The 19233-nt window shown below is 55.8% G+C and carries 15 protein-coding genes and 1 tRNA gene; 11 read left to right on the forward strand and 5 right to left on the reverse strand.

What is annotated here, in order from left to right:
• Positions 1–158 precede the first annotated feature (158 nt).
• Positions 159–1139 carry a LacI family DNA-binding transcriptional regulator gene (locus ACMYSO_RS15985; RefSeq protein ID WP_434665871.1) on the forward strand — a complete coding sequence of 327 codons (981 nt, stop codon included), beginning with the start codon at positions 159–161 and terminating at the stop codon, positions 1137–1139.
• Between the two features lie 15 nt (positions 1140–1154).
• On the opposite strand, the gene mscM is transcribed toward ACMYSO_RS15985, so the two are convergent.
• The 3 genes from mscM to rsgA form a co-directional block, all read right to left on the reverse strand.
• A complete protein-coding gene (mscM, locus tag ACMYSO_RS15990; protein WP_434665874.1) occupies positions 1155–4481 on the reverse strand; it encodes a miniconductance mechanosensitive channel MscM in 3327 nt (1108 codons plus the stop codon).
• Positions 4482–4504: 23 nt separating this feature from the next.
• Complete coding sequence (asd, locus tag ACMYSO_RS15995; protein WP_434665876.1) at positions 4505–5431, reverse strand: archaetidylserine decarboxylase; 927 nt, start codon at positions 5429–5431, stop codon at positions 4505–4507.
• 96 nt (positions 5432–5527) lie between these two features.
• Entirely contained in the window at positions 5528–6589 is a 1062-nt protein-coding gene (gene rsgA, locus ACMYSO_RS16000) for a small ribosomal subunit biogenesis GTPase RsgA (protein WP_434586670.1), read from the reverse strand.
• Positions 6590–6749: 160 nt separating this feature from the next.
• Between rsgA and orn the strand changes: the two genes are divergently transcribed.
• Positions 6750–7295 (forward strand): oligoribonuclease, encoded by a 546-nt coding sequence (gene orn, locus ACMYSO_RS16005; RefSeq protein WP_123757839.1) that lies wholly within the window; start codon positions 6750–6752, stop codon positions 7293–7295.
• Positions 7296–7333: 38 nt separating this feature from the next.
• Here orn and ACMYSO_RS16010 read toward each other — a convergent pair whose 3' ends face one another.
• Complete coding sequence (locus tag ACMYSO_RS16010; protein WP_434665879.1) at positions 7334–8065, reverse strand: arginine ABC transporter substrate-binding protein; 732 nt, start codon at positions 8063–8065, stop codon at positions 7334–7336.
• A gap of 295 nt (positions 8066–8360) precedes the next feature.
• Here ACMYSO_RS16010 and ACMYSO_RS16015 point away from each other — a divergent pair.
• Positions 8361–8436 (forward strand) — tRNA-Gly (locus tag ACMYSO_RS16015).
• A 270-nt stretch (positions 8437–8706) separates the two neighbouring features.
• Here ACMYSO_RS16015 and queG read toward each other — a convergent pair.
• The gene (queG, locus tag ACMYSO_RS16020; protein WP_434665882.1) at positions 8707–9846 is read right to left on the reverse strand and encodes a tRNA epoxyqueuosine(34) reductase QueG; all 1140 of its coding nucleotides are present in this window, start codon (positions 9844–9846) and stop codon (positions 8707–8709) included.
• Positions 9847–9859: 13 nt separating this feature from the next.
• Here queG and nnr point away from each other — a divergent pair, with 13 nt between their 5' ends.
• From nnr to hflK, 8 genes are all read left to right on the forward strand, one after another.
• Positions 9860–11392, forward strand: a complete 1533-nt coding sequence (gene nnr, locus ACMYSO_RS16025; RefSeq protein WP_434665885.1) for a bifunctional ADP-dependent NAD(P)H-hydrate dehydratase/NAD(P)H-hydrate epimerase — start codon at positions 9860–9862, stop codon at positions 11390–11392.
• Positions 11364–11822: a tRNA (adenosine(37)-N6)-threonylcarbamoyltransferase complex ATPase subunit type 1 TsaE gene (gene tsaE / locus ACMYSO_RS16030; protein ID WP_434665886.1), complete on the forward strand. Its 459-nt coding sequence runs from the start codon at positions 11364–11366 to the stop codon at positions 11820–11822. The genes nnr and tsaE overlap by 29 nt, the downstream gene beginning before the upstream one ends.
• A gap of 11 nt (positions 11823–11833) precedes the next feature.
• On the forward strand, positions 11834–13165 hold the full coding sequence (gene amiB / locus ACMYSO_RS16035) for an N-acetylmuramoyl-L-alanine amidase AmiB (protein ID WP_434665889.1): 1332 nt from the start codon (positions 11834–11836) through the stop codon (positions 13163–13165).
• A 10-nt stretch (positions 13166–13175) separates the two neighbouring features.
• A complete protein-coding gene (mutL, locus tag ACMYSO_RS16040) occupies positions 13176–15044 on the forward strand; it encodes a DNA mismatch repair endonuclease MutL (RefSeq protein WP_434665891.1) in 1869 nt (622 codons plus the stop codon).
• Positions 15037–15987, forward strand: a complete 951-nt coding sequence (gene miaA, locus ACMYSO_RS16045) for a tRNA (adenosine(37)-N6)-dimethylallyltransferase MiaA (RefSeq protein WP_434586661.1) — start codon at positions 15037–15039, stop codon at positions 15985–15987. Before mutL ends, miaA begins: the two co-directional genes overlap by 8 nt.
• Before the next feature lie 92 nt (positions 15988–16079).
• Positions 16080–16388, forward strand: a complete 309-nt coding sequence (hfq, locus tag ACMYSO_RS16050) for an RNA chaperone Hfq (RefSeq protein WP_004857035.1) — start codon at positions 16080–16082, stop codon at positions 16386–16388.
• 241 nt (positions 16389–16629) lie between these two features.
• Positions 16630–17910 (forward strand): ribosome rescue GTPase HflX, encoded by a 1281-nt coding sequence (gene hflX / locus ACMYSO_RS16055; protein ID WP_434665894.1) that lies wholly within the window; start codon positions 16630–16632, stop codon positions 17908–17910.
• Between the two features lie 65 nt (positions 17911–17975).
• The gene (gene hflK / locus ACMYSO_RS16060) at positions 17976–19232 is read left to right on the forward strand and encodes an FtsH protease activity modulator HflK (protein WP_123757848.1); all 1257 of its coding nucleotides are present in this window, start codon (positions 17976–17978) and stop codon (positions 19230–19232) included.
• Position 19233 lies beyond the last annotated feature (1 nt).

Raw genomic sequence — 19233 nt, forward strand, 5'->3', positions numbered from 1 at the left:
GTTTCAAAACCAATTGAGCAATATATTTCATGGTGATAGCTAATATTTCCATATTAATCGCGGCGATATTTTTGGCTTAAAAAATAGAGGGTTGCTGTGGATACGGCATAAATCTATAGTTAACGAGTTACTGTTTCTTATTTTTTATTGGGAGCGATATGACAAAGCCGGTCAGGATCAGAAGTATCGCCGAGGCGTGCGGGCTGTCCGTTGCCGCGGTATCCCGGGCCCTCAAAGGGCAGCCGGGGCTCAGGGAAGACACCCGGCAGAGAGTTATCGCGGTGGCGAAGGAAATGGGGTACGACTTTTCCCGTCTGCGGGGAGATAAAATTAAGCGCGTCCTGTTTTTGCTCCATCGCCAGCATGATATTGCCCGTGCACTGCCATTTTATTCCTTGCTGTTGCTCGGCGTGGAGGACCACTGCCGTGAGCAGGGGATCGCCATGAGTTTTCTCTCCATCGGGCCTGGCGATAATGTCGATGAACAAATTGCATTGCATCATCCTGATGCCCTGATTTGTGCCGGATATTTTGAAAGTGCGTTGATCATGGCGATCCAGAAAACGAAGCTGCCGATGGTGCTGGTCGATTTATGGGCCCCCGATCTGCCCTGTGTGAACCTGGATAACCAACATGGTGGGTATCTGGCGACGCGTCATTTGATTGACGCCGGGCGTAAGCGTATTGCCTTTCTTGCCAGCACCGCCGCGCACTACAGTATTCGTCAGCGGGAAAAGGGCTATCGTCAGGCGTTATATGAAGCGCAGATGATGATGCCGCCGGAATATGAAGTGATTGCTTCACCGCTGGTGGATACCAACCAGTCGCTGGTGACGGCAATGAATGAGTTGCTGTCGCTACCGGTACCACCGGACGCCATCTTCGCCTATAACGATGTAACGGCGATTGCGGCCATGAATATTTGTGAACGACGCGGAGTCCGTGTCCCACAGGATATTGCCATTATCGGCTTCGATGATATTGCACCTGCGGCGTGGAGTCGCCCGGCGCTGACTACTATCGCGGTCGACAAACATCAGCTCGGTTATCGCGCCGTGGGACTCTTGCTGGAAGGGGTGACGCAGGCGGATGAAATACTACCCGTTACGCTGGTGGTGAGAGAAAGCACCGGGGGATAGCTCCCCCGGGTGGCGTTACAGACTTCCCGGCGCCCGGCCGGATTTCCCTGCTGAGGTCAACGACTTACTGGTTTTTAAACCGTCGATACTTTCCAGGCGCATCTGGAACGGCGGGAACGGCATGTCGATACCGTGTTCGCGATAGCCCGCCAGAATCAGCTGGTGGATCTCATGGCGCAGCGGCATCCGGTGTCCCATCTCGGCGGCGTAAATACGCAGTTCGAAAATCTGAATCCCCTGCTGCAGATCGACAAGGAACGCCTCCGGCGCAGGGGTGTCGATCACTAGCGAACAGCGATGCGCTGCGGCGATCAGGATCTGGGTAACCTCTTCGGTGTTCGCATCCGCCGGTGCAGGAATGGTTAATACCACGCGGGTGACGGAGTCGGAGAGCGACCAGTTGATGAACTGCTCGGTGATAAAGGCCTTGTTAGGCACAATAATCTCTTTGCGGTCCCAGTCACTGATGGTGGTGGCGCGGGTATTGATTCGCGTCACGCTGCCGGTCAGATCGCGGATTGTCACCGTATCGCCAATACGTATCGGCTTTTCAAACAGAATAATCAGGCCAGAGATAAAGTTAGCGAAAATTTCCTGAAGGCCAAAACCAAGCCCGACACCCAGTGCGGCGACCAGCCACTGCAGCTTCGCCCATTCAATCCCAATCATCGAGAAGCCCATCAGGCCCCCGATCAGCATCAGCAGATACTTGGTGATGGTGGTGATGGCATAGCCGGTACCCGGCGTGAGATCGAGGTGCTGCAGCACCGCCAGCTCCAGCAATGCCGGGAAATTTCTCACCAGCTGAGTGGTGATGATTATCACCAGAATGGCGATCAATACCGCGCCGAGGGTAATCGGCTCCAGGCTCTCAACGCCCTGTACCGTAGAGGTGACATCCCATAGCGAGATGTTCTCGAGGAAGCCGAACGCGGAATGAATTTCTGACCACAGCACTATTACCGACACCAGCGCGATGAGCATCAGCAACGAACGCACCAGACGCAGAGACTGGGTACTGATGGCGTCGAGATCGATCTCGCTGACTTCGTTCTCCGCAGACCCCTCAGGACTGCTGGTATGAACCACGTCATCTTCCCCGCGAGCACGTTGAGCGAGAATTTCCGCCCGCCGGTGTTTCGCACGGTCGAAGGCCAGCCTGCGGCGCTGAATCAGCATCCAGCGGCGGATAATGTGGTACACCACCAGCAACAAGAACCAGATAGCCACCGAGGTTTCCAGCCTCGCCAGCAGCGCCTGTGCGGTGGCCAGATAACCGATCGCCGCCGCCAGCATGGCGATTAACGGCGCGCCAAGCAGCAGGTTCCACAGCATGCGGTTGATCATGTTGTCGCCGTTCCCGGATTTATCGAGATACAGCGGGATCCCGGCGTGTTTCAGGCTCCACGTCACCAGCGCCAGCGCCCCGCAAATCAGCAGGAAGCAGAGGCGCCCGAGCGAGGCGGAAAACTCGCGGTCGTTAAGATTATCAAACATAATCAGCGCGATAATCAGCGGCACGATCAGCCCGATGCTCATCAGGTAGTAGCGCATGGCTTTGGTGACCCGACTACGCGGCCAGCCAAAGTGGGCGATAAACAGGCCGTTTGGTCGGGCGAAGGTGGCGCAAACCATCACTACCCACAGCAGCGGAACCGTCGCCGTGACGCTATCGCCGATCGCCACCGCCAGTGGAAAGGGCCAGGCGGATTGCAAACCAAAGCCCAGCGTCATCCACAGCACCGGCAGGGGAGACGCCACCAGAATCGACCAGAACACCGTGCGTAGCGTCAGCCAGAAGTGATCCTGAGTGACTTTGCCGACCCGGGCGCTGGAACGCTCCAGAAAACGGGTGAAATGGCGACGGGAGCTGATGCTGAAGCCCACCAGAATCAAGGCACCAAACAACGGAAGCAGCGTCTCTTTGCTGGTCAACATCATGGCGCTGGCTTTGCCAAGCTGGCTGACGGTATCGAGCGACACCAGACGACGCAGGTCGTGGACAATTTCCAGCGGCCATGAGAAACCGATTGGGCTGACGTCCGAGGTCCAGAACAGATAGCGGTGGGTCGCTTCATTGATCTCTTTCAGCGCATCTTCCAACTGACTATTGGAAACTTTCAGCTTGGTCAGTTCCAGAATCAGCGTGTCGCCACCCTGCAGCAGTGAATTGAGCAGTTCGTTCTGCGTGCGTAGCTGTGCTTCAAGAATGCGATTTTGTTCGCTGGTGAGCGGCTCACCGTTGGCCTGGCGAATGAGGCGGAGCTGTGGCTGGTTGCCAAGCAGGTCTTCAAAGTGCAGGCGCTGTACTCGCAGCTGCGCCATCTCGGTATCCAGCTGCTGCGGTTTTGGCATTTCTGGCAGGCGAGCCACCTGGGCACGTAAGGCTTCACCCAGCAGGTTCGACGACCCGAGCCACTGAGATTGCTCGCGCAGTGTATTCAGCGCCTGGCGCACCTGGAGCGTCTGATTGGTGGCCTGACGTTGCTGTGAGGCCACCAGATCCATCCGCTGGGCCTGCTGATTCAACGCCTGAGAGAGTTCACGGTTAACCTTAAACTGCTCTACAAGCTCCGGCGGCAGGTTTTCGCTGTTTTCAGCCAGCAGTTCGGTACTTTCCAGCGCTTTTTCCGCTTCGCGTTGGCGCTGGCTATTGAGCTGATTGCGTAGCGCCTGCAGGTAGCCGTCGAGGAGCTTGCTCTGCTTTTGCGCCAGCTCGCCGCGCAGGCGCGACAGCTCCTGGCGATTATTCGCCGAGAGCTGCGCCAGATCCAGTTCGTTTACCAGGGCTTTGAGGCGCGCGGATTCCGCCTGCAGGCCAAGATTCTGCGCCTGTGCCAGCGGCGTATTGCTGGTCTGCGTGCCGACCCGGCGTTCCACTTCATTGAGCTGGCGGCGTGCGTCGGTTTGCTGCTGTGGAAGCTGGTTCAGGGAGTCGGCGATATCTCGCGCGCGCTCCTGCTCTTGCTGTGCCTGACGACTGGCTTCGAGCAGCTGGCTGCTGACCTGCAGGATCTCCTGGTTCAGCGCATCGGAGGAGAGACTGGTTGAGACCTGACGCGGTTCGTCGGACAGATTATTGAGCTGCGAGCGCAGCGTCTGGAAAAGCTTGGGGAAGTTGTCGATAACCTGCTGATACTGACGTGCGCGCTCGAGGGAAGCACTTCGCTCCTCAAGCGCGTTCAGTGCAGCTTGTAACGCTTCAACGGTTCCAGGCTGGGCGGGTTTTGCCGCCTTCGCCTGTTCGAGTTCCTGAGCGATCTGTTTCGCGTCGGGAGCTGTCGCTGCATACGCCCCGAAACTGAGGCTCCAGGCCAGCAGAAAAATAGATATCAGGCGCACGGCATAACCCTTTTAGTCAGGAATTAACCTTCGTCTTGTGTGGCGTCGTTCAGTGGGGTGGCATCGTCTTCGACCGCGGACATGGTCTCGACGGCAGTCGCCAGCGGCTGACCGAGCTGCGTGACGGAGAGGCTTTGCAACTGCTCAACCAGCTTCACTTTACCCGGCGCGAACAGGTTGATAACGGTTGAACCGAGCTTAAAGCGGCCCATCTCCTGACCTTTCAGCAGCGCGATAGAGCCTTCGCTGTCGCCTGCCGGCCAGGTCCAGCGTTTAATGATGCCTTCACGCGGTGGGGTGACCGTACCAGACCACACGGTTTCAATGCTGCCGACAATCGTTGCACCCACCAGAATTTGTGCCATTGGGCCAAATTCTGTATCAAACAGGCAGATAACGCGTTCGTTACGGGCGAACAGATTCGGCACGTTCCGGGCGGTCAGGTGGTTAACGGAGAACAGATCGCCAGGGACATAAATCATTTCACGCAAGATGCCGTTGCACGGCATGTGCACGCGGTGATAGTCACGCGGTGACAGGTAGGTGGTGGCGAAGCAGCCGTTACGGAACAAGTCGGCCATCTGGTAGTTGCCTGCCAGCAGGGCTTCCAGGGTGTAGTTGTGGCCTTTCGCCTGCAGGATTTTATCGTCTTCGATGGCGCCAAGCTGACTGATGGCGCCGTCGGCAGGCATGACCAGCACGTTGGGATCCGTGTTAACCGGACGCACTTCTTCGCGCAGCGGGCGCACGAAGAAATCGTTAAAGGTGCGGTAGCTGGCAGTATCTGGCTTCTGCGCCTCTTTCATATCGACCTTGTAGCATTTCACAAACAGATCGATGACCAGTTTCGTCAGCCAGCCCGCTCGCTTGCTCGCACCCCAGCCTGCGAGGCGGGTGAGCCACAGTTTAGGCAGAATGTATTGCAGTGAAAGTTTAAGATCGTTTAACAAGGTAGCCTCCAGGCCATGATTTGTCGTTCCTGACCCCGCAAACGCGCGGGGACCTGAAAAAAGGGGGGACGATTCTAACGATGCTCAGCTTAATTGTCAGTCATCGGATGATGAAAAGCTTTTACGCGTTTTTACCTGTACCTGCGTCATGCTTTCCAGGATGCGGTGATAGTTTGCAAAACGGCTCTCAGCGATTTGGCCATTTTCCACCGCTTCGCGCAGCGCGCAGCCCGGATCGGTATCGTGCTTGCAGTCGCGATATTTGCAACGGCCTAAATAATCGTGGAATTCGACAAAGCCGTGGGTAATTTGTTCCGCTTCCAGGTGCCATAAACCGAATTCACGTACGCCAGGGGAGTCGATCACATCGCCCCCGTGCGGGAAGTGATAGAGGCGTGCTGCGGTGGTGGTGTGCTGGCCCAGTCCTGAGTTGTCGGACACATCGTTGGTCAGGATCTGATCTTCATGCAGGCCCAACAATGCGTTCAGCAGGCTGGATTTCCCCACCCCGGACTGCCCGGCAAAAATACTGATGCGGTCAGTGAGGGCGTCTTCAAGCGGTTTCAGACCATCTTGCGTGCGGCTTGAAACCATCAGCACGCGGTAGCCGATACCGCGATAGATATCCATCTGCTCGTTCACGAAGGCCATGCCGTCAGCATCCAGCAGATCGGTTTTGTTGAGCACAATCAGGGGTTCAACATCCAGCGTTTCGCAGGCCACCAGATAACGGTCAATAATGTTTAATGACAGCTCGGGCAAGATAGCGGAAACAATCACGATTTGATCGATGTTGGCAGCGATAGGTTTGACGCCGTCGTAGAAGTCCGGGCGTGTCAGGACGGAGGTTCGGTCGTGTACCGCCTCAACAATCCCTTTGACGTTGACGCCGTCAGCGGCATCTTTGCCGGGTCTCCAGACGACGCGGTCGCCGGTTACCAGTGAACGGATGGTACGGCGAATGTTACAGCGGTGAACGCTACCGTCGGCGGATTCGACATCGGCATGCATACCAAACCGGCTGATAACGATGCCTTCGGACGTTTCGCCAAACAGGTTGTCATCGTAATCGGCCTTCTCCGAAGTCGTTTTCAGGCGGCGCTGATGATTGGCCTTCACGCGGCGCTGTTGGCCTTTGGAGAGCTTATTTTTACTCAATCGAACTGGCTCCTGGTCGCCCTGAGTGGGCAAAACCTCTATGATACACGCGATCTAAGATGAATATCGACCCGTCATCTTGCAAGATGCTGGTGCATTGTTCCGCCTGCATCCTGAAATTTTACGGGCCAGAATGGTAAAATTATGGGTGGAAAATAGCATGAGTGCAGATGAAAACAACCTGATTTGGATTGATCTTGAAATGACAGGGCTGGATCCAGAGCGCGATCGCATTATTGAAATCGCCACCCTGGTGACCGATGCACACCTTAACATCCTGGCAGAAGGACCGACGATTGCGGTACACCAGTCCGACGCGCAGCTGGCGCTGATGGATGACTGGAACGTGCGTACCCATACCGGGAGCGGCCTGGTCGAGCGCGTGAAGGCCAGCACTCAAGGTGACCGTGAAGCGGAGCTGGCGACGATCGAATTTCTTAAACAGTGGGTGCCGGCAGGTAAATCACCGATCTGCGGGAACAGCATTGGTCAGGACCGCCGCTTCCTGTTCAAATATATGCCGGAGCTGGAAGCCTATTTCCACTACCGCTACCTTGACGTCAGCACTCTGAAAGAGCTGGCGCGCCGCTGGAAGCCGGAAATCCTCGATGGTTTTAAAAAGCAGGGGACCCATCAGGCGATGGATGATATCCGCGAGTCGGTGGCTGAGCTGGCTTACTATCGCGAACACTTTATTCAACTGTAATCGCAACGCCGGGGTCAGACGGCCCCGGCGCAGATCTTCTATTTAAACCACTTCTGTTCCATAGCCTGGAAGTCTGGCGAGGCTTTCACCACCTCCAGCGCGGCATTCATCGTATTGAGCAACTCCGGGTCATCTTTACGTACCGCAATGGCGTATTGCTTACCGTAATAGTTCGGATCGGTGGCTCGTTCATCCATCATCGCGTAGTCAGGATTATCCGGTAGCCACTGGTCGAGGGTCGTCTGGTCACCCATCACGCCATCCACACTTCCTGCTTTCAGGGCTCCGAGGGCGGCATCGCTATTGGCGTAAATCTGCACGTTCACCCCTTTTTGTTTGTCCTGCAGGTAATGCTGGTGAATGCTGCCTTTGACGACGCCAAGCGTTTTGCCCTTCAGATCAGTGAAGTGATGGGCGGCACCTTTCGCGGTGACCACCACGCCAGAGAGCGCCTGACGATAGGGCTGGGTGAACGCCACCTGCTTTTCTCGCATCGGAATCACTTCGATACCGGCGATGATGGCGTCGAACTTTTTAAAGCGGAGCGCAGGAATCAGCGTGTCGAAGTGCTGCGGGGTGAATGTGCACTCGGCCTGCATTTGCTTACAGAGTGCTTTGGCCAGGTCGATATCAAAACCTGAGGGCTGGTTTTTGGCGTTGACGGTTTCAAAGGGCGGATTGGCCGTGGTGGTACCAAAATGCAGCGTTGTCGCGGATGCTGTTCCTGCAGCAAGCGTGGTCAGCAGCAGGACCGAAAGCGCTCTTTTCATGTTAATTCCCTGTTTGTCATTGTGGTTGACCGTCTGCGGGTATCACGACCCACAAATCTGAGCGATTTTGCGCCCTTAGCGGGGTCGGAAAAAGTTATTTTGCCTTGTTTGTCGCTTATTTGTACAATTTGACGCGCTGGTTGGTGATAAAGTGTCCATTCAAACAAAAAACGCAAAAAAGTGTTCGCAGGGGGGTTGCAGCTCCATCGAATTCTCGTATAATGCGCCTCCCGTGACGAAGCAGAAATGCAAATCACGACGCCGTAGAAATATGGCCAGAAATACCCAGAAGTACGCGGGAATAGCTCAGTTGGTAGAGCACGACCTTGCCAAGGTCGGGGTCGCGAGTTCGAGTCTCGTTTCCCGCTCCAAAATTTCTTCTCATCTTCAGTTTATCCACAGTGCAAATCGCATCTGCGATGCTTTTCAGCGTCACATCAAAAATACTGTAAACAGAGTTATCCACAGGTTAGCGTCTGTGCATTTCCAGATGAATAACTTCATTTTGTAAATAATATCAGCCCATCGTATTGAAATTTAATAATAAAAATTCATTTCAAAGTGTTATCGCGATCACTTGACGAACGTCTGCATGTTGAAACGCAATGTGTTTTTGTTTTTATTCACAGCCTGTGAATGAATCAGGCATCCCTTGGTAGCCCTTTTTCAATCACCCGAACCAGCCGCTGTTTTTTCGGCAGTTGCACTTCAATGACGTCAGTATTTCGCTTTTCGATTTGCTGAGCGACCGCCCACTCAATGTGTTCATCAAGTAGTGGGTGCTCACCCCGTCGGCTCTCCAGCGCGCTGAGATGCGCGTCATCCCAGGCGGCATTGCCCAGCGCAACGGCAATATTACGCAGCCAGCGCAGATGACCAATGCGGCGAATCGCGGACCCTTCGGTAACTTTCAGAAAATGTGCTTCGCTCCAGGCAAACAGCTCTACCAGCGGCGGCGCATGTAGCGCTTTACGTGGGCTGAAGTCCTCTTCATCTGTTAGCTGCGAAAAGCGGTTCCACGGGCAGATGAGCTGGCAGTCATCGCAGCCATAAATGCGGTTGCCAATGAGCGGACGAAATTCTTCGGGTATTGCCCCTTCCAGTTCGATGGTCAGATAAGAGATACAGCGGCGGGCATCGACGGTATACGGCTCAACGATCGCCCCGGTCGGGCAGATCGTCATGCAGGCCACGCAGCGTCCGCACGCTTCCTCCACCGGGCTATCGATGGGAAGAGGGATATCGACCAGCAGTTCGCCGAGGAAAAAAAACGATCCGGCATCGCGATTAAGGATAAGCGAATGCTTACCTGTCCAGCCCAGACCGGCTTTTTCCGCTAACGGGCGCTCCAGAATGGGCGCAGAATCGACAAACGGTCTAAAATTGAGCGAAGTACACTGTTCCTGAATCATCTCACCGAGTTTTTTCAGGCGGTTACGTAACAGCTTATGATAATCACGCCCAAGGGCATAACGGCTGACGTAACCCAGCGAGGGGTCTTTCAGGGTGCGGGCAAAAGCGGCGTTGGCGGGGAGATAATTCATCCGCACGCTGATCACGCGTAACGTGCCGGGCTGGAGCTCATGGGGGCGGGCGCGCATCATACCGTGACGCGCCATCCATTCCATCTCGCCGTGGTATTGTTTGTCCAGCCATGCCTGTAGTTTAGGTTCGCTGGCGCTGAGATCGGTGTCGGTAATGCCGACCTGCTGGAACCCTAGTTCAGTGCCCCATTGCTTGATTTGCTGCGCTAACGTATTGAGATCGAGGGGCTCAGACATGATGGACCATACAATGACAAAAAACCCTGTCAGTATACCACACTTCATTTGGCCTGCAGATGCGCTGCGACGCGCAGAAAAAGCGGCGGCGGACAGCCTCGGCCTGACGCTGTTTGAACTGATGCAGCGCGCCGGCGAGGCTGCCTATCAACATGCCCGAGCCAATTATCCTGCCAGCCAGCATTGGCTGATTCTCTGTGGCCACGGTAATAACGGCGGTGACGGCTATGTGGTGGCGCGTCTGGCGCAGGCCGACGGCATCCGTGTGACGCTGCTGGCGCTGGAAAGCGACAAGCCGTTGCCGGAAGAAGCCGCTACCGCCCGTGAAGCGTGGCTGGATGCCGGCGGGACCATTCATGCGGCGGAGATCCCCTGGCCGCAGGATATTGCTCTGATTATCGACGGGCTTCTCGGCACCGGGTTACAGAGTGCGCCACGGGATAATGTCGCCACGCTGATCCAGCGTGCGAACGCCCACCCTGCCCCGATAGTGGCGCTGGATATCCCCTCCGGACTCCACGCGCAAACGGGGACGACTCCCGGAGCGGTGATAAAGGCCGCCTGTACGATCACGTTCATTGGTCTCAAGCCCGGGCTACTGACCGGGAAAGCCCGGGATGTGGTTGGCCGGCTTTATTATCACGCCCTGGGGCTGGAAACCTGGTTGGCGGAGCAGACGGTGCCGCTACGGCGTTTCGATGCGTCACAACTGGCCCACTGGCTCCCGCCAAGACGCCCGACATCGCACAAAGGCGATCACGGTAAGCTGGTCATTATCGGTGGCGATTGTGGCACCGGGGGCGCGATTCGCATGGCCGGTGAAGCCGCGCTACGGGCTGGTGCGGGTCTGGTGCGAGTGCTTACTCACAAAGACAATATTATTCCCATTGTTGCGGCCCGGCCTGAACTGATGGTCCACGAACTGACAACCCAGAGTCTCGATGAGAGCCTGCAATGGGCCGATGTGGTAGCAATAGGCCCCGGGCTTGGGCAGCGCGAATGGGGGGCCCAGGCGCTGCGTCAGGTGGCGCACTTTCGTAAACCGATGGTCTGGGATGCGGATGCGTTGAACCTACTGGCAATCACTCCCGATAAACGTCACAATCGTGTGCTGACGCCGCACCCCGGTGAAGCCGCCCGTTTGTTGAACTGCAGTGTGGCAGAAATTGAAAGCGATCGCTTACTTTCTGCACAACGTCTGGTAAAACAGTACGGTGGCGTGGTCGTGCTGAAAGGCGCGGGTACGGTGGTGGCCAGCGAAGCAGGTGAGATGGGTATTATCGATGCGGGCAACGCAGGCATGGCCAGCGGCGGCATGGGCGATGTGCTGACCGGCATTATCGCCGCGCTATCAGGACAACGACTGACGCCGTATGATGCTGCCTGCGCCGGATGTGTTGCGCATGGCGAAGCCGCTGACCGACTGGCTGCCCGTGATGGCAGCCGCGGGATGCTGGCGACCGATCTCTTTTCCACGCTCAGGCGTGTTGTTAACCCGGATGTGATTGACCTGGACCATGATGAACCGAGTGATTCCTTTAGCTGACGAGCAGGCAACTTTAGACTTGGGTGACCGTATTGCGCAGGCTTGTTCCGGCGCCACGGTCATCTACCTGTATGGTGATTTAGGCGCCGGTAAAACGACCTTTAGTCGCGGTTTTCTCCACGCCCTCGGCCATCGCGGCAATGTTAAAAGCCCGACGTATACGCTGGTCGAGCCCTACACCCTCGAAAATCTGATGGTGTACCACTTTGACCTCTATCGTCTGGCGGATCCCGAAGAGCTCGAATTTATGGGGATCCGCGATTATTTTGCAAATGATGCCATCTGCCTGGTGGAATGGCCTCAACAAGGTGCGGGTGTTCTGCCTGAGCCAGATGTCGAAATCCATCTTGAGTATCAGGCACAAGGGCGTGAGGCGCGCGTAACGGCGGTCTCCTCATTGGGTGAGTCTGTATTGACGCGTTTAGCCTGAGGGATAGCGGGATGATCCATCGTATAACCAGTTGGCTGGCCGCTGCGCTGATGCTGTTAAGCATTCAGGCCACTGCGGCAAGTCTGTCCGATATCCAGGTCTCCAATGGCGATCAACAGGCCCGTATTACTATCAGCTTTATTGGCGATCCCGAATACTCGTTTAGCGCACAGGGTAAGCGTACTGTGGCGCTGGATATTAAGCAGAGCGGCGCCCTTCAGGGGTTACCACTGCTGTTTAGCGGCAACAATCTGGTGAAGAGCATTCGTTCGGGGACGGCGACGGATCCTCAGACGCTGCGCCTGCTGGTCGATCTGACCGAAAATGGCAAAACACGAGCCGTGAAACAGCAAAATGGTTCGAACTACACCGTCGTCTTCACCATTAATGCCGATGCGCCGCCACCTCCGCCACCGCCCCCGGTCGTTGCTAAGCGGGTGGAAACACCGGTTGCGCCTGCCCGTCCTACAGCGCCGGCACGTAACCCATTCAGTGCATCGGGGAGCGATCGTCCCACCGCGATGACTAATAACCAAAGCACGACGCGCCCGGTAACACGCGCTGTGGCCACGGATGAAAAAGTCATTATTGCGATTGATGCCGGCCACGGTGGTCAGGATCCTGGCGCCATCGGACCTAATGGCACCAAAGAGAAGAATGTCACCATCGCGATTGCCCGCAAGCTGCGCACGCTGCTCAATGCCGATCCGCTGTTTAAGCCGGTGCTGACCCGCGATGGCGACTATTTTATTTCGGTGATGGGCCGTTCAGACGTAGCGCGTAAGCAGAATGCGAACTTCCTGGTGTCGATTCACGCCGATGCGGCGCCGAACCGCGATGCTACCGGTGCATCGGTGTGGGTACTGTCTAACCGCCGCGCGAACAGCGAAATGGCGGGCTGGCTTGAACAGCACGAGAAGCAGTCTGAGCTGCTCGGTGGGGCGGGTGATGTGCTGGCAAACAGCCAGTCAGATCCTTACCTCAGCCAGGCGGTACTGGATTTACAGTTCGGCCATTCTCAGCGCGTCGGGTATGATGTCGCGACAAACGTATTAAGCCAGCTGCAGCGGGTGGGCGATTTGCATAAACGTCGTCCGGAACACGCCAGCCTGGGCGTACTGCGCTCGCCGGATATCCCGTCGATCCTCGTGGAAACCGGCTTTATCAGTAACAACGGGGAAGAGCGTCTGTTGGGCAGCGATAATTATCAGCAGCAGATTGCCGAAGCCATTTATAACGGTCTGCGTAACTACTTTATGCAGCACCCGCTACAATCGGCACCCCACGGTGAGCCAGCGCAAACCGCCAGCGCCACGTCGCCTGGCAGGACGTTGATCAATTAAGGAGTCAGTCATGCCGATTCAGGTTCTACCGCCGCAGCTCGCCAACCAGATTGCCGCAGGTGAGGTGGTGGAACGTCCGGCGTCGGTAGTGAAGGAGCTGGTAGAAAACAGTCTCGATGCTGGCGCTACGCGGATTGATATTGATATCGAACGCGGCGGCGCAAAACTTATCCGCATTCGTGATAACGGCTGCGGTATCAAAAAGGATGAGCTGGCGCTGGCGCTGGCTCGTCACGCCACCAGTAAAATTACCACCCTCGACGATCTGGAAGCCATTATCAGCCTCGGTTTCCGCGGCGAAGCGCTGGCCAGTATCAGCTCGGTTGCCCGGCTGACGCTCACCTCCCGTACCGCGGAGCAGCAGGAAGCGTGGCAGGCGTATGCCGAAGGTCGCGATCAGGAGGTGACGGTCAAACCGGCGGCACACCCGGTTGGCACCACTCTTGAAGTGCTGGATCTATTTTATAACACCCCGGCGCGACGTAAGTTTATGCGCACCGAAAAGACCGAGTTTGGCCATATTGATGAGATCGTCAGACGCATCGCGCTGGCGCGCTTCGACGTCACGATTAATCTCAGCCACAACGGCAAAGCGGTACGTCAGTATCGTGCTGTGCCCGAAGGTGGGCAGCGCGAGCGGCGGCTAGGTGCGATCTGCGGCATGCCGTTTCTGGAGCATGCTCTGGCGATTGAGTGGCAGCATGGCGATCTGACTCTGCGCGGCTGGGTGGCCGATCCGCTGCATACCAACCCGGCACTGGCGGAAATTCAGTACTGTTATGTGAATGGCCGTATGATGCGCGATCGGTTAATTAATCACGCGATTCGCCAGGCCTGCGAAGATAAACTTGGGGCGGATCAGCAACCGGCGTTTGTCCTCTATCTCGAGATTGACCCGCACCAGGTGGATGTGAACGTCCATCCGGCGAAGCATGAAGTCCGTTTCCATCAGTCTCGTCTGGTACATGATTTTATCTACCAGGGCGTATTGAGCGTGCTCCAGCAGCAGCTTCAGGCGCCGCTGGTGGAGGACGATGACGAGATGGTACCGTCGCGGCCACCGATTCCGGAAAACCGGGTGGCGGCGGGAGGCAACCACTTTGCACAACCTGCGGTGGCTCGTGAGCCTGCCGCGCCTCGTTTTTCCAGCGATACGCCACGCGCGCCTACCAGCCCTGCAGCCGCGGGGGCTGCCAGCTGGCCGCATGCGCAGCCGGGCTACCAGAAACAGCAGGGCGCGCTCTATCGCCAGTTGCTGGATACTCCGGCTGCTGAGCGTAAAAACACTGTGCCGACGCCGGTGGCGGAAGGGTTATCTGGCCACAGCCAGAGCTTTGGCCGCGTACTGACTATTGTCGGGGGCGACTGTGCGTTGCTGGAGCGCGACGGTAAGCTGGCGCTGCTGTCATTGACGGTTGCGGAACGCTGGTTACGGCAGGCGCAGCTGACGCCGGCGGTTGAGCCGGTTTGCGCGCAGCCTCTGTTGATCCCCCTGCGTCTGAAAGCTTCCGCAGCGGAAAAAGAGGCGCTGGGTAAAGCCCAATCGGCATTGGCAGTGCTGGGTATCGATGTGCAATCGGACGCGCAACATTTAACGGTGCGCGCCGTGCCTTTACCCTTAAGACAACAAAATTTACAAATCTTGATTCCTGAACTGATAGGCTACCTGGCGCAGCAAAAGGCATTCGACGTCGGCAACATCGCGCAGTGGATCGCGCGTAATCTGGCGAGCGAACATGCGCAGTGGAATATGGCGCAGGCGATTACCGTTCTGGCAGATGTTGAACGTTTGTGCCCGCAACTGGTAAAAGCGCCGCCGGGTGGTCTGTTACAACCTGTTGATTTACATTCGGCGATGAATGCCCTGAAAGATGAGTGATGTCACGACGGCGAGCCTGCCTAAGGCAATATTTTTAATGGGCCCAACGGCCTCTGGTAAAACCGCATTAGCGATTGCATTGCGTAAAATTTTACCGATAGAGTTGATTAGTGTTGATTCCGCCCTTATCTATCGAGGAATGGATATCGGCACTGCGAAGCCGGATGCCATGGAGCAGAGTGCAGCACCGCATCGGTTGCTGGACATTCGCGATCCGGCAGAGGCTTATTCCGCGGCTGATTTTCGCCGTGATGCGCTGGCAGAAATGGCGGATATCGTCGCTGCCGGGCGCATTCCGCTACTGGTTGGCGGAACCATGTTGTATTTCAAAGCGTTGTTGGAAGGTTTATCGCCGCTACCGTCGGCGGACCCTCAGGTCAGGGCCAACATTGAGCAGCAGGCAGCAGAGCAGGGGTGGCACGCATTGCATCGGCAGCTACAGGAGATCGATCCCGTTGCGGCCGCGCGTATTCATCCAAATGATCCGCAAAGACTTTCCCGAGCACTGGAAGTTTTTTTCATTTCGGGTAAAACTTTAACGGAACTGACGCAAACGTCAGGAGACGCTCTGCCTTACCAGGTGCATCAGTTCGCCATCGCCCCGGCGAGCCGTGAACTGCTCCATCAGCGCATTGAACAGCGTTTTCATCAGATGTTGGCTTCGGGTTTTGAAGCAGAAGTACGGGCGCTTTTTGCCCGCGGAGATTTGCATACGGACATGCCTTCCATTCGTTGTGTCGGATACCGCCAGATGTGGTCATACCTTGAAGGCGAGATCTCGTATGATGAAATGGTTTATCGAGGTGTTTGCGCGACGAGACAGTTAGCTAAACGTCAGATCACCTGGTTGCGTGGCTGGGAAGATATTCACTGGTTAGATAGTGAACACCCTGAACAGGCGCTCAACAAAGTATTACAGGTAGTTGGTGCGAGCCAGGACTGAACGTGTACAATTAAACGGTATCGTGCGTAATTTTTTTTAAGAATCGTAAGGTTCTGAGTACAAAACAAGCATACATATAAGGAAAAGAGAGAATGGCTAAGGGGCAATCTTTACAAGATCCGTTCCTGAACGCTTTGCGTCGGGAACGTGTTCCGGTTTCTATTTATTTGGTGAATGGTATTAAGCTGCAAGGGCAAATTGAGTCTTTCGATCAGTTCGTGATCCTGTTGAAAAACACGGTCAGCCAGATGGTCTACAAGCACGCAATTTCTACTGTTGTCCCGTCTCGCCCGGTGTCTCACCACAGCAATAATGCTGGCGGCGGTACAAGCAACTATCACCATGGTGGTAGCGCGCAGGGTTCTTCTGCGCCGCAGCAAGACAGCGAAGACACCGAGTAAGGTTTAGCTGTTTTTCCATGCCGGGGAGCCAGGTTTTACCGATGCATTTCAGGTTTCAGGAAAGCGGCATGTAGTGACTCCCCAGTCATTTACGTTAGTGAATGACTGGGTACAACACATTTGTCAGACGCATATTGAAAGAGGTGTTTGGTGACCCGTATGGGTCAGAGCACCAACGCATGCGACCTGAAAGACGACGGGTAACTGGGTTCTCCGCTGGTATTTGATAAGGGGTTTATGCTTGTTTGACCGTTATGATGCCGGTGAGCAGGCGGTGCTGGTACACATCTATTTTTCGCAAGACAAAGATATGGAAGACCTTCAGGAGTTTGAATCCCTGGTCTCCTCTGCCGGTGTCGAAGCAATGCAGGTGATTACCGGTAGCCGTAAAGCACCGCACCCAAAATATTTTGTTGGTGAAGGTAAGGCTGTCGAAATTGCGGAAGCCGTAAAAGCGACCGGCGCGTCAGTCGTGCTGTTCGATCATGCTCTGAGCCCGGCTCAGGAACGAAACCTGGAACGCTTATGCGAATGCCGGGTTATCGATCGCACAGGTCTTATTTTAGATATTTTTGCCCAGCGCGCACGTACCCATGAAGGGAAACTGCAGGTTGAGCTGGCACAGCTACGCCATATGGCCACGCGCCTGGTTCGTGGCTGGACCCACCTTGAAAGACAAAAAGGCGGGATTGGTTTGCGCGGCCCGGGTGAAACCCAGCTCGAAACTGACCGTCGACTGCTGCGTAACCGGATCATGCAGATCCTGGGGCGGCTGGAAAAGGTGTCAAAACAGCGTGAACAAGGACGGCGGTCGCGAGCCAAAGCCGATATTCCAACCGTCTCGCTGGTGGGTTACACCAACGCCGGAAAATCAACGCTGTTCAATCAGATAACCGAAGCCGAGGTCTATGCTGCGAACCAGCTGTTCGCAACGCTGGATCCGACGCTACGTCGCATTGATGTCGCCGATGTTGGCGAGACCGTGCTGGCGGACACCGTCGGCTTTATTCGCCATCTGCCACACGATCTGGTTGCCGCGTTTAAAGCCACCTTGCAGGAGACGCGTCAGGCGACCCTGTTGCTGCATGTGATTGATGCAGCCGATGTCCGTGTACAGGAAAACATTGATGCAGTTAATACGGTACTCGCTGAAATCGAGGCCGATGAGATCCCGATGCTGCTGGTGATGAACAAAATCGACATGTTGGATGATTTTGAACCGCGTATCGATCGGGATGAAGAGAATAAACCGATTCGGGTCTGGCTCTCCGCCCAGACCGGGATTGGCGTACCACTGCTTTTTCAGGCTTTGACGGAACGGCTTTCCGGTGAAGTGGCACAGCACACGCTGCGCCTACCGCCACAGGAAGGGCGACTGAGAAGTCGGTTCTATCAGCTTCAGGCGATAGAAAAAGAGTGGATGGAGGATGACGGCAGCGTGAGTCTGCAGGTGCGCATGCCGATCGTTGACTGGCGTCGCCTCTGTAAACAAGAGCCAGCGCTGGTTGATTACGTGATTTGACCTTGCAGCTTGCCTGAAGATATTAACCCCTGTGGGGATATCAAAAACAAATATGGAGCATATACATGGCGTGGAATCAGCCCGGTAATAACGGACAGGACCGCGACCCGTGGGGGAGCAGCAATAACCAAGGCGGCAACTCCGGGGGAAATGGCAATAAAGGTGGTCGCGAGCAGGGGCCGCCCGATCTGGATGATATCTTCCGCAAGTTAAGTAAAAAACTTGGCGGTCTCGGTGGCGGCAAAGGGGGCCAGGGGGGCGGTAGCAGCTCTCAAGGACCACGCGGCCCAATGGGCGGACGCATTGTCGGCATCGTTGCCGCTGCTGCGGTAATTATCTGGGCAGCCAGCGGTTTCTATACCATCAAGGAAGCGGAACGTGGTGTGGTAACACGCTTTGGTAAATTCAGTCATCTGGTTGAGCCTGGTCTTAACTGGAAACCGACCTTTATCGATAACGTGCAGGCCGTTAACGTTGAATCGGTACGTGAACTGGCGGCTTCTGGCGTCATGCTGACGTCTGATGAAAACGTCGTACGCGTTGAGATGAACGTGCAGTATCGTGTGACCGATCCTGAGCGCTACCTGTTTAGCGTAGCCAGCGCAGACGACAGCCTGCGTCAGGCGACCGACAGCGCCCTGCGCGGTGTTATTGGTAAGTACACGATGGACCGCATTCTGACCGAAGGTCGTACCGTTATTCGTAGCGATACCCAGCGTGAGCTGGAAGAGACAATTCGTCCGTACAACATGGGTATCACTCTGCTGGACGTCAACTTCCAGACGGCTCGTCCGCCTGAAGAAGTGAAAGCCGCGTTTGATGATGCTATTGCCGCTCGCGAGAACGAACAGCAGTACATCCGTGAAGCTGAAGCGTACACCAACGAAGTGCAGCCGCGAGCTAATGGTCAGGCACAGCGTATCCTGGAAGAGGCGCGTGCGTATAAGACTCAGACCGTCCTCGAAGCTCAGGGTGAAGTGGCTCGCTTTGCGAAAATCCTGCCAGAGTATAAAGCTGCGCCGGAAATTACCCGTGAACGTCTGTATATCGAAAGCATGGAAAAAGTGCTGAGCCACACTCGCAAAGTGCTGGTTAACGATAAAGGCGGCAACCTGATGGTTCTGCCTCTGGACCAGATGCTGAAAGGCGCTGGTACCCCAGCGGCAAAGAACAGTAGTAGTGGTGCCAGCGATCTGCTGCGCCTGCCGCCTGCATCAAGCTCAAGCAGTGCCAGTACGACGTCGACTACTACGGACGGCAATATCATGGACCAGCGCCGCGCTAACGCGCAGCGTAACGACTACCAGCGTCAGGGGGAATAAC

This window comes from Klebsiella sp. B345, assembly GCF_051131735.1.
Taxonomy (GTDB): Bacteria; Pseudomonadota; Gammaproteobacteria; order Enterobacterales; family Enterobacteriaceae; genus Klebsiella.